General features: G+C 38.6%; 13 protein-coding genes. 4 read left to right on the top strand and 9 right to left on the bottom strand.

Translation table 11 applies throughout. From position 1 onward, the window contains the following. Positions 1–39: 39 nt before the first annotated feature. The 8 genes from ureJ to F928_RS12235 form a co-directional block, all read right to left on the bottom strand. A complete protein-coding gene (gene ureJ / locus F928_RS12270) occupies positions 40–609 on the bottom strand; it encodes a HupE/UreJ family protein (protein WP_002117605.1) in 570 nt (189 codons plus the stop codon). A 9-nt stretch (positions 610–618) separates the two neighbouring features. After that, a complete protein-coding gene (gene ureG / locus F928_RS12265; RefSeq protein WP_002117800.1) occupies positions 619–1,233 on the bottom strand; it encodes an urease accessory protein UreG in 615 nt (204 codons plus the stop codon). Positions 1,234–1,257: 24 nt separating this feature from the next. Further along, positions 1,258–1,923: an urease accessory protein UreF gene (ureF, locus tag F928_RS12260; RefSeq protein WP_005075508.1), complete on the bottom strand. Its 666-nt coding sequence runs from the start codon at positions 1,921–1,923 to the stop codon at positions 1,258–1,260. Then, positions 1,910–2,392, bottom strand: a complete 483-nt coding sequence (gene ureE / locus F928_RS12255; protein ID WP_005075504.1) for an urease accessory protein UreE — start codon at positions 2,390–2,392, stop codon at positions 1,910–1,912. Before ureE ends, ureF begins: the two co-directional genes overlap by 14 nt. A 70-nt stretch (positions 2,393–2,462) precedes the next feature. Then, positions 2,463–4,163: an urease subunit alpha gene (gene ureC / locus F928_RS12250; protein ID WP_005075501.1), complete on the bottom strand. Its 1,701-nt coding sequence runs from the start codon at positions 4,161–4,163 to the stop codon at positions 2,463–2,465. Positions 4,164–4,200: 37 nt separating this feature from the next. Further along, the gene (ureB, locus tag F928_RS12245; RefSeq protein ID WP_005075499.1) at positions 4,201–4,509 is read right to left on the bottom strand and encodes an urease subunit beta; all 309 of its coding nucleotides are present in this window, start codon (positions 4,507–4,509) and stop codon (positions 4,201–4,203) included. A gap of 11 nt (positions 4,510–4,520) precedes the next feature. Beyond that, the gene (gene ureA, locus F928_RS12240; protein ID WP_002117495.1) at positions 4,521–4,823 is read right to left on the bottom strand and encodes an urease subunit gamma; all 303 of its coding nucleotides are present in this window, start codon (positions 4,821–4,823) and stop codon (positions 4,521–4,523) included. Between the two features lie 101 nt (positions 4,824–4,924). Further along, on the bottom strand, positions 4,925–5,800 hold the full coding sequence (locus tag F928_RS12235; RefSeq protein ID WP_016806048.1) for an urease accessory protein UreD: 876 nt from the start codon (positions 5,798–5,800) through the stop codon (positions 4,925–4,927). Between the two features lie 201 nt (positions 5,801–6,001). On the opposite strand from F928_RS12235, the gene F928_RS12230 reads away from it, so the two are divergent. Together F928_RS12230 and cutF are read left to right on the top strand one after the other, a co-directional pair. Continuing rightward, positions 6,002–6,325, top strand: coding sequence for a hypothetical protein (locus tag F928_RS12230; protein ID WP_005075495.1), 324 nt, complete (start codon positions 6,002–6,004; stop codon positions 6,323–6,325). A gap of 194 nt (positions 6,326–6,519) precedes the next feature. Next, positions 6,520–6,990 carry a copper resistance protein NlpE gene (cutF, locus tag F928_RS12225; RefSeq protein WP_005075493.1) on the top strand — a complete coding sequence of 157 codons (471 nt, stop codon included), beginning with the start codon at positions 6,520–6,522 and terminating at the stop codon, positions 6,988–6,990. A 55-nt stretch (positions 6,991–7,045) separates the two neighbouring features. On the opposite strand, the gene aceA is transcribed toward cutF, so the two are convergent. After that, positions 7,046–8,650 carry an isocitrate lyase gene (aceA, locus tag F928_RS12220; RefSeq protein ID WP_002117581.1) on the bottom strand — a complete coding sequence of 535 codons (1,605 nt, stop codon included), beginning with the start codon at positions 8,648–8,650 and terminating at the stop codon, positions 7,046–7,048. A 587-nt stretch (positions 8,651–9,237) separates the two neighbouring features. On the opposite strand from aceA, the gene nahR reads away from it, so the two are divergent. Both nahR and ytfL read left to right on the top strand, forming a co-directional pair. Next, positions 9,238–10,227 (top strand): LysR family transcriptional regulator, encoded by a 990-nt coding sequence (gene nahR / locus F928_RS12215; protein ID WP_004703082.1) that lies wholly within the window; start codon positions 9,238–9,240, stop codon positions 10,225–10,227. A 123-nt stretch (positions 10,228–10,350) separates the two neighbouring features. Continuing rightward, positions 10,351–11,676, top strand: a complete 1,326-nt coding sequence (gene ytfL, locus F928_RS12210; protein WP_002117726.1) for a polyamine export protein PaeA — start codon at positions 10,351–10,353, stop codon at positions 11,674–11,676. Positions 11,677–11,901: the final 225 nt, after the last annotated feature.

Genomic DNA, 11,901 nt, shown 5'->3' with positions numbered 1-11,901 from the left:
AGGTAGCTTAAAGCTACCTTTTTCTTTGCAAAGTTTTAGTTAGCTTAAGCCAATCACTGCAACAACTGCTGCACAGGCGCCAACAATTTTTTTGCCATATGGCACATATCGGGTAAGCACAGCACCCAACACCAATCCACCCAAATAGATGAGCGCCATACCAGCAACCATACCAGTTACTAATGCAACAATATGCCCTGCGTGTGCTAACTCAACACCATGAGCCATGCCATGAAAACTTGCAAGCAAAGCCACCGCTACAGGTAAAACCTTATTCGATTTTGTCCATAGGGCAATTGCTGTAATAACTAAAGAAGCAACAATGCCGTATTCAGCTATATTAACTGGTACCAAACCTTGAGCACCTACTAAGAACCCTACAATTAAGGTAATACTTAAGGCAATGACTCCAGCAATTTTCCACTGTTTAGCCGCTGACCACAACAAAACACCAAAACCTAAAGCCATGACTAAATGATCTAGACCGGTAAACGGATGAATAAAGCCTGCCATAAAACCAGAATGTGCATGGTCATGTGCTGGATGGGCCATTGCAAGAGCTGGCAAAAATGAAAGGAGTGCCACACTCCATTTTTTCATGAAGTCCATAATCTCTCCTTAAGCTTTAAACAGCCCTTGTTTCTCAATAAACTGAATAATTTCTTCAAGCCCATCTTGTGTTTTCATGTTTGAAAATAAGAAGGGTTTTTCTCCGCGCATGCGTTTCGCATCTTGGTCCATGACATCAAGGTTTGCACCTACCATTGGCGCAAGGTCAGTTTTATTAATAATGAGTAAATCTGACTTGGTAATACCCGGGCCACCTTTACGAGGAATTTTTTCACCACCAGCTACATCGATCACATATAAAGTTAAATCAGAAAGCTCAGGACTAAATGTTGCAGCTAAATTATCACCACCGCTTTCAATGATAATGAGTTCTAAACCTTCGAATTTTTCACACAAATCATCAATTGCAGCCAAGTTAATTGAAGCATCTTCACGAATTGCCGTATGCGGGCAACCACCTGTTTCAACACCCACAATACGATCTGGCGACATCGCTTCATTACGGGTTAAAAAGTTTGAATCTTCTTTGGTGTAAATATCATTTGTCACCACAGCCATATTGTATTTATTACGCAAGGCTAAACATAAATTAAGTGTAAGTGCTGTTTTACCCGAACCCACTGGTCCGCCAATTCCAACTCGTAATGGACTACGTTCTGTCATGATTTTTATCCTTTTTTCCTAAACTTAAGATCTGAATAACCGTGAATATTGTGTTTCGTGTTTCATGCTCAGCATGGCATAACGAGGTAAAGCGCTGCTCAATTGTTCATCACTAAGCTTCAAAGCTTTCTCTACCGCTTGTGGGACTAAACCATGCAAATGCCACAAAATTCTTTGTCCTGCCATTTGTCCTAAAGGAACAGTTTTTACTGCGGCTAAAACCTGATTTTCTAAAACAGTAAAGGTATAAGCAGTAAGTACATCCATGTCGTTGAGTTCGAGTCGGCCACAAAGCTGTGCATAGACTGGTACGAAACCAAACTGCTTTTTAACCTCAACTGTTTTTTTTAAAACATCTTTAATCCACGCATTTAAAGAAAATGCCAGCTGTTGAGATTCTGCCAAGAGTTCTTTACTTTCTCTGCTGGCCTTATACAAATTTGCCCATACCAGAAACTGTTCTGAGTCATCATGATATTGCATGAGACGCTTTAATACGGGCAACTCAAACCTCACCAACAACATCTCAAGCACTTCTTCAAAGTAAGCAATTGCCGAGGTTTCGTCATGTATTAGGCCAATATCAATCGCCGTTTCTACACCTTGCGAATAACAATACGCCCCAACTGGCAATGCCGTAGAAGACAATGTCAGTAATTGCAGTAATTGCGCGGCACTATGAGTGGACATGATGTAAAGCTTTGATTGGGCTTAAACGATGATCATGACTATGCTGTGCATAAGCGCCACTTTCAGGTTCAAACGGATGATCAGTTTCTGAAACTGTAAGTCCTAAACCTTCTACCATTTCTGCAAGCACATGATCAGGCTCAAAATACAAAGCTGTAGGGGTCAACATTAACGGTACATGTCTATTACCTAAGTGATAGGCAGCTTTAAGCAAATCAAAATCGGTTTGAGCAGTGACTTGCATTAATCGCTCAGGTTTGGCATCAATACGTAATACATCGCCCTCTTGCGTTGCAATATATGAACCACTACGCAAAATGCCAGTACGCGGTAAATCAGCACCAATATCGACACCACTCGCTAAAGCCGCTCGGAACCGTGATTTTTGACGGGTATCAAAAGTCAGTTCAACCGTTTCAAATACCTGATCAGGAGAAATATCTTCAAGTCGTTGTGTGTAAATTTTCATTTAGCTTTTCTCTCCTTATTTATTTCTTTCATATCTAGAGTAATGAGACATATCATCTCTATAAAACTTATCAAAATAAGAAATAACGCTGTGCCATGGGTAATACGTCTGCAGGTTCACACGTTAATAATTCACCATCAGCCCGTACCTCATAAGTTTCAGGATGAACATGCATGACTGGACAATATGTGTTGTGCTTCATATCGGCTTTGGTAATTGAACGAGTGTTTTTACATGGACTAATTAACTTTTTAAGATTTAGCTTCTCAGCAACTTTTTCATCGATTGCTGCTTGAGATAAAAAGGTAATACAGGTGTTATGTACACCACGCGGATAAGCCCCAAACATTGGGCGATAATGCACGGGTTGAGGTGTCGGAATTGAAGCATTAATGTCACCCATCGGTGCCGCTGCAATCATGCCACCTTTAATAATCATGGAAGGTTTCACACCAAAAAATGCAGGCTTCCATAACACTAAATCAGCAAGTTTTCCAACTTCAACCGAACCGATTTCATGACTTAAACCATGGGTAATGGCTGGGTTAATTGTATATTTGGCAATGTAGCGTTTAACGCGATTGTTATCATGAAACTCATTATCACCCTCTAAAGGACCACGTTGAATTTTCATTTTATGAGCAGTTTGCCAAGTACGTATAATTACTTCACCCACACGACCCATCGCCTGAGAGTCAGAGGACATCATGGCAATTGCACCTAAGTCTTGCAAAATATCTTCAGCGGCAATAGTTTCACGGCGAATACGGCTTTCTGCAAAAGCAATATCTTCAGCAATTGCTGGGTCTAAATGGTGGCAAACCATGAGCATGTCTAAATGCTCATCAATGGTATTAATCGTATAAGGACGTGTTGGATTAGTTGAAGACGGCAAGACATTACTTTGTCCAATTGCCTTTAAAATGTCGGGTGCATGTCCACCACCAGCGCCTTCGGTATGGTATGTATGAATCGTACGATCTTTAAATGCAGCTAGAGTTTCTTCTAAAAACCCACCTTCATTTAAAGTATCTGTGTGAATCGCGACCTGCACATCAAACTCATCTGCCACACTCAAACAGTTATCAATGGCTGCCGGTGTTGAGCCCCAGTCTTCATGTAGTTTTAACCCAATTACCCCAGCTTTAATTTGCTCTCGAATTGGGTCTGGCAAACTCAAATTACCTTTGCCTAACAGGCCAATATTCATAGGTAAATCATCAATGGCTTGCAACATGGTCGCAATATGCCAAGGTCCCGGAGTCACTGTCGTTGCCGAAGTACCTGCCGCAGGTCCTGTACCACCACCTACCATTGTTGTTGTACCCGACATGAGCGCAGTTTCAACTTGTTGAGGACAAATCCAGTGAATGTGAGTATCAATACCACCTGCCGTTAAAATTTGCCCTTCACCCGCAATCACTTCTGTTGCAGCACCTAAAGGAATGGTAATGTCAGGTTGAATATCAGGATTTCCTGCTTTCCCTATTTTCCAGATTCGACCATTTTTTAAGCCAACATCAGCTTTTACAATCCCCCACCAATCGACAATCAAAGCATTGGTAATTACAGTGTCAGCAACTTCATCAGCTAAAAGTTGGGATTGCCCCATTCCATCACGAATGACTTTGCCACCGCCAAACTTAACTTCTTCACCATAAGTCGTTAGATCTTGCTCAACCTCAATAAAAAGCTCTGTATCAGCCAAGCGGATACGATCACCAACCGTTGGACCAAACATCTCAGCATATGCACGACGTGACATTTTCATAACTTATTACTCATCTCTTTCATTATCATTGTTATTTTTAATCCAACGTGCCCATGACTCGGCCTGCAAAACCATATACTTCTCGCTTACCCGCTAAAGCAACAAGCTCTACTTCTCGACTTTGTCCCGGTTCAAAACGTATTGCTGTACCAGCTGCAATATTTAGTCGAAAACCCTTCGTCATTTCGCGATCAAACTGTAATGCATCATTTGCTTCATAAAAATGAAAATGAGAACCCACCTGAATAGGCCGATCGCCAATGTTGGCAACTAAAACTTTTAAAGTTTGCCGTCCAACATTCAGCTCAATATCAGCACCTGGAGTAATGATTTCACCGGGGATCATAAGCGTTCCTTTTATACGATTGGCTGATGAACAGTGACTAACTTCGAGCCATCAGGAAAAGTTGCTTCGACTTGAACCTCAGCAATCATTTCTGGCACACCATCCATCACATCTTCGCGCTTTAATAAAGTTGTTCCGTAATGCATTAAGTCACTCACCGTCATACCATCCCGTGCTCCTTCAAGCAAAGCAGCAGAAATAAAAGCAATAGCTTCGGGATAATTTAGTTTCAAACCACGCGCTTTACGACGCTCAGCGACTAGCCCTGCGGTAAAAATAAGTAATTTATCTTTTTCTGTTGGATTGAGTTCCATATCTCTTTCCTAAATAGCATCTAATTTTCTTTAAGCAAAATACGTGCTCAAAAGCAGCATACTTGTTTTAATCGTTTTTTAAATACGCAATTTAACGTAACTTAAGTTCTCCAGATTCTTGGGAATTCTTCATCTAAATCAAACCAATAACGTCTTAATCTTGCTCTTATTGCTGCAAAAGCATCATGGCAATGTCGGACATCATTTCCCAAGAAACGCGCACAAACTACATCATCTAATAAGGTTAAAGTTACAGGTGCTTGCATACGCATCATCAATTCACGAATGAGTTCTAACTGCTGTTCTAAATAAAAAGCTGAGCGATACTTTTCGGGAGCGACTGCCCAAAAGCTTCCCATTACGGCCTGATTATTCATACCTAAACATGAACTCAGCCAACGGTCTTCACCTTCAAAAAACAATGTATCTGCAACTAGTAACTTTTGTTCTCGCCACAACTTAAACTGGTTGTGATAACTTCCCTGCACAAAACGTTCAGCACGTGCCTGTCGCCCGAGTACCAACATATCCCAGCCAATAAAACTGGCAGCAAGATCAAGATGAATATGAGTTTCTGAGTGTGCTAGAGCTCCATCAAACAGCATCGTTTCTTGAGGAACCCACTCCAAAATAGACCGATCTCGCACATGAAGATGAATATGCTGAAAGGCCTGTTTCTCATTAGTTTTGTACCACTTTCCAGCACCAGGAGTCGTCACAACCGCATGAGCTTGATCTTTGGTTTCAATTTGAAAAGTAAGATGATCTCCTCCTGCAATTCCTGCTGGAGGATGTACAATAATCGCATGACATACACCTGTTTTTTCAGGCCAGAGCATTTTTTGCACCCTTACAGGGCCATGGTGTTTTCTATGACTCATTATGGTGCGTGAATTTTCAAAACAAAATCCGAGCTCTAATCGCGCATACCAAAATGGTGCTAAAGAGTTTTTTGAAAACGTTTGTACCTGATTCATTCTGGTTCATATGTTCAAAATAAGTGCTTAAAGTTATAAGCAAAATACGCACCAAATATAAAAATAAGCAAAATGATAAAATTAGATACAATTTTTCGATTTTAATGAGTTAAAAAATCATCAATGTCTAACATAAAAGCACAGTAACTCTTGGAATTATTTATACAATAGCGCCCACCGTTGCTTCCATACTTACTCTCCATGAAACTTTTTTTCGTGTTAACACCACTTGTCTTTTTAACTGGGTGTATTTTTGGCCAATCTAATGAGGTCAAACGTGCAGAAAAAATTCTCCATAATTTTGAATGTAAAAATGTTGAGACAAGTCAGATTGCAACAAGCTCAATTAATACTTACTACCAACAATCTTTAGCGGTAAGCAAAGAAAAAGCGACTTCATATGTAGAGAGTTACAAGAATGGTGAAGAGTTATTCGACATGCCGCTAGATGAAGTTTTAAAGCAACAATATCAACTTTATAAATCAGCTTGTGATTCTTTAGGTGGAGTTTCTTCTCAACCTTGATAAATAAAGGTATTCATTAATTTTAGTGGATACCTTAATTTTTCTTTTTAATTATTATTTCTTTCTTTTTTGATTAAATTTTACTCACTTTACCTTTTGTTAAAATTAAATTACATACTTAAACTTTTATTAGGCTCTTATATTTCATAGCCTGTTTACTTGTTTTTTATTTATTTTCCGAGGTTTAGATCATCATGAAAAAAACATTATTATCAGTAGCACTCTTAAGTATCCTTCTTGCCGCTTGTAGCAAAAATGAAAATAAAGCCGACACGACAACTCAAGCATCTGCTCCAGCGCAAACCACTGAAGCAAATAATAATGCTGTAGATACCGCACACACAGCTGAAAACTCACTCGATTGGGACGGCACATATAAAGGCACTCTCCCATGTGCGGACTGTGAAGGTATTAAAACTGAATTAGAACTTAAAGATGATAAAACCTACGAGCTAACCGAAACTTATCTTGGTAAAGGTGACACCAACCCATTTGAAACCCATGGTACCTTTACTTTCGACAAAGATAATACTTCAGTTATTACGTTAGATGATAAAGGCCAAAACCGTAAATTCTTTATTGGTGAAAATACTGCAACTGCTTTAGATATGGAAGGTAAAAAAGTTGAAGGCTCTTTAGCTGAACACTATGTTTTGAAAAAATAATTTTTAATAATTAAAAAACCCGCTCATTTGAGCGGGTTTTTTTATGAATCAATTCTTAGTGAGCTGCGAATTGGTTCATTGTGTTTTTAGCATCGTCATGTGCTTTAAGAGCGTTGTCACCAGAGAAGATTTCTTTGTGATCATCACCGATGTCAGAACCCGCCATTGCTTGGTGTTTAACACAAGCGATACCACCGCGGATTTCTTTACGTTGTACGCCAGCAACATAAGCCAACATACCTTCAGAACCGAAGTAACCTTGTGCAAGCTCATGAGTAGAAAGAGCAGCAGTGTGGTAAGTCGGAAGTGTGATCAAGTGATGGAACACACCCGCTTCACGAGAAGCATCTGCTTGGAAAGTACGGATCTTGTCATCAGCATCAGCAGCTAATTCAGTGTTGTCATATTCAGCACTCATTAATTTAGCGCGGTCATATGCAGAAACGTCTTTACCTTCAGCAACCCAACGGTCGTAAGCTTGTTGACGGAAGTTTAAAGTCCAGTTGAATGATGGGCTGTTGTTATAAACAAGCTTAGCATTTGGAACAACTTCTTTAACACGGTTAACCATGTGTGCGATTTCTTCTACGTTTGGAGTCGCAGTTTCGATCCAAAGAAGGTCAGCACCATTTTGTAAGCTAGACACACAGTCAAGTACAACACGGTCAATTTGCGTGTCAGCACGGAACTGATATAAGCCAGAAGGTAAACGCTTAGGACGGTGTAATTTACCATCACGCTTGATTAAGATTTCATCTTCTTGAGCATCAGCAATGTCAATTTCTTGAGTATCTAAGTAGCTGATGTATTGAGAAGCGATGTCACCTGGCTCTTTAACCACTGGGATTTTTTGAGTCAAGTCAGCGCCTTCAGAGTCAGTACGCGCAACAATGATACCTTCTTCAAGACCCATTTCTAAGAATGCATAACGTAATGCATGGATCTTAGCGATGAAGTCTTCGTGTGGAACAGTTACTTTACCAGCTTGGTGACCACATTGTTTAGCATCAGATACTTGGTTTTCAATTTGAAGCGCACACGCACCAGCTTCGATCATTTTCTTAGCAAGTAAATAAGTTGCTTCTTCGTTACCGAAACCAGCATCGATGTCCGCAATAATTGGCACAACGTGAGTTTCAAAGTTGTCGATTTGAGCTGTGATTTCAGCTGCTTTAGCAGTATCACCAGCTTCTTGTGCTTTTTTAAGCGCACGGAATAAATCGTTTAATTCTTTTGCGTCAGCTTGACGTAAGAAAGTATAGATTTCTTCGATCAATGCAGGAACAGAAGTTTTTTCGTGCATAGATTGGTCAGGAAGTGGACCAAATTCAGAACGAAGAGCAGCAACCATCCAACCAGAAAGGTAGATATAACGTTTGCTTGTAGTACCGAAATATTTTTTGTTCGCAATCATTTTTTGTTGTGCGATGAAACCATGCCAGCAACCTAATGATTGAGTGTATTTGCTTGAGTCAGCATCGTATTCAGCCATATCACGACGCATAATCGCAGCTGTATACTTAGCAATATCTAAACCAGTTTTGAAACGGTTTTGAAGTTGCATACGAGCAGCATCTTCTGGGCTAATGTCTGCCCAAGTATTGCCGAATTTTGCTTTTAATTGACGTACTGCATCAATCGCTGTTTGATATGTAGTCATGATATTGTCCTGTATTCATTTTAGGATTTCATCGATTGAAGCCTAGAGTCACGTTACTTAAATTTCTTATGACACCAGCTGCTTCCTCATGAACACAGCTTAGACTTAGCCAATCAATTAATCCAATATCCTTTGTTAATCTTCAGTATTTATTTAAAAAATATACCAATAAATCGATATTATAGATAAAACTAAAAACTTTAACACTTTGTTTATAAAAATAAAATTATCCTAAAGGAGTATAAAGTTTTATTCTAAAAAATCCCTAAGTCTTATTTTTATACAATTTTTGGAGATTTTCCACTCATTTTTAAATCTAAAAGTCAATTGTAAATTAGGCTATTTTTGCCAATGCAAAAAGTCAATTTATATGCTAGAAATTGAGAAGTTATTCATAAATATATTCTATTTAGATTTCTTTCATTCAAAACTGAGCAAAGACAGTAAAAACGTGCCTTTGAAACGTCTTTCCACCCTACTTAATTTCTACAAAAAATGTCGCTTTTCTCATCATTTTTTCACACAATGATTATTAAATATGGCATAATTTGAAACAATTTCAGGGTTTTATTTTCGGTATTTTTTTTATGAATCTGGAGCGAGTAGATCTTAATCTATTAATATATCTTGATGTACTTCTTCGTGAAAAAAATGTTACGCGCGCAGCCGAACAGCTTGGGGTAACTCAGCCTGCAATGAGTAATATTTTACGTCGCTTACGTAATTTATTTAATGATCCGCTTCTTATCCGTTCTTCCGAAGGGATGACCCCAACAGAACGTGCACTTGAATTACAACCTCGTATTCGTGATGCCCTTTCTGATCTTTCCATGATTTTGGAACCCCGTACCGAATTCCGCCCTTATACAAGTAATCGCGTTTTCCGCATTATGACATCTGACTATGCCGAGGCAACTTTAGTTCCTCGTCTTGTCAAAGCTCTACGCTCTGAAGCTCCAAATGTTGTACTCGACTTTCTTACACCAAGTGATGTGTCTTATAGAGACATGGAACAAGGTAAAGTCGATCTTGCGATTAATAGATTTAATGAAATACCGCAAAGTTTCCACCAAGTGTTAGTTTGGCGTGACAGTTTCAGCTGTATTCTTAATGACAAACACCCTGCTGTAACCCATTTGAATCTCAAAAGTTATCTAGATGCGCAACATATCTGGGTTTCTAAAACAGGTATGGGTGTAGGCTTTGGTGTAAATCCAGATAAACAAGGCGGTTTAGGCTGGATCGATCAGGCATTAGAACGTATTGGTCAACGTCGTAAAATTTCTGTATTTACTCGTCACTACCAAATGCCAGCATTACTTGCTCAAAATGTTGACTTGATTGCCACCCTTCCAACTCGAATGGCACGCCTACAAACTCAAAATCCAAAACTGGTTATAAAAGATCCTCCTTTTTATATTCCAGAATTTGAACTTAAAATGGCTTGGTGCCCGTTATTACATCATCATCCAGCTCATCGCTGGTTGCGCCAACTTATTTTATTTGTTGCTCGTCAAATGATTGAAGAAGAAAATCGTGAATTTCTAACCAATAATTCACAATTTTCTCACTATTAAATAAATTTTAATTTAATTGTCGATTTTAGACATTATCTTCAAGCGCTGAGCAATCAATCTGATTACCTCAGCGCTTTTTTGTGTTAAAACATAGTCATAATAATGATGAACCTCGGGTGATTTGTGAGTCTCTTTCAAAATATCATTATCATCGTACTGCTCATCATCGCAGCAGGCTTTTTATCTTTAACTGAAATTGCATTGGCTGGTGCCAGAAAAGTAAAGTTAAAAATTTTAGCCGAAGCTGGCGAAGAACGTGCCCAACAAGTACTTGATCTACAAGAACAATCTGCCGATTTTTTTGCAGCTTCTCAAATTGGCCTAAATGCAGTTGCAATTTTAGGCGGTATTTTGGGGGAAGCTGCTTTTCGTCCCTTTTTTGTCACTTTAGTTGACCGCTTTTATGAAGGGCCTTGGACACAAACTATCGGTTTTGCCCTCTCCTTCACTTTAGTAACTTCTCTATTTATTTTATTTGCCGATCTCATGCCAAAACGCTTGGCAATGATTGCACCTGAAAAAATTGCAATTAGCGTTATTAACCCGATTCAAGTTTTTATTAAGGTATGTAAACCCTTAGCTTGGGGAATTAATGCTATTGCGAATCTGTTATTTCGCTTGTTTAAAGTCAATACAACACGCGAAGACAATATTACTTTTGATGATATTTCAGCGGTCATGGATGCGGGCGCTCAAGCCGGCGTACTTCAAAAACAAGAACACCACTTTATTGAGAATGTTTTTGAACTAGAAGAACGCACTGTACCTTCAAGCATGACGACACGCGAGAACGTTGTTTATTTCACCTTAAACGAACATGAAGATAGTATTCGTCAAAAATTAGCAGAATATCCTTACTCAAAATTTTTAGTGTGTAATGAAAATATTGATCAGGTTATTGGTTATGTTGATGCTAAAGATTTCTTAGTACGCATTTTAAATAATCAATCACCAACTCAATTAAATGAGTCTACCATTCGTACTGTACTCATGATTCCCGACACTCTCACACTCTCTGAACTACTTGACCGTTTTCGTTCTACAAAAGAGAAATTTGCTGTCGTTATCAATGAATATGCACTTGTTGTAGGAGTGATTACGTTAAGCGATATCATGATTACAGTTATGGGTGATTGGGTTACTCCTATTGAAGAAGAACAGCAAATCATTAAACGTGATAATAACTCATGGTTAATTGATGGCAGTACACCAATTGATGATCTAAGACATGCTCTTGAAATTGATGAAATGCCTGATGAAGAAAACTATGAGACGCTCGCAGGTTTCATGATGTACCGTTTACGCAAAATTCCACGTCCAGCAGATTTTGTGGAATTTGGTGGATATAAATTTGAAGTTGTCGATGTCGACCATTTTAAAATTGACCAACTTCTTGTAACTCGAATTTTAGAACAAACCGAAACACACTCATCAATTGATGAAAACTAATCGGTATTAATTTAAATGCCCCACAATTTAGCTGGGGTATTTTTTTAAACTAAATAACTTTTTTAAATATATGTAATAATTATTTTAGATTCATTTATTCAATTTGCTCTTTTAATCTAAAAGTATTATTATTTTATTTAGTAACTCTATTAAAGCTTAAATACTGAAAATTAATAAAATAATCTATATCTCTTAACTGCCTATAAAGTGATTAAGCTCCATTTA

The organism is Acinetobacter pittii ATCC 19004 = CIP 70.29 (assembly GCF_000369045.1).
GTDB lineage: Bacteria > Pseudomonadota > Gammaproteobacteria > Pseudomonadales > Moraxellaceae > Acinetobacter > Acinetobacter pittii.
This window is presented reverse-complemented; position numbering and strand designations above follow the sequence as displayed.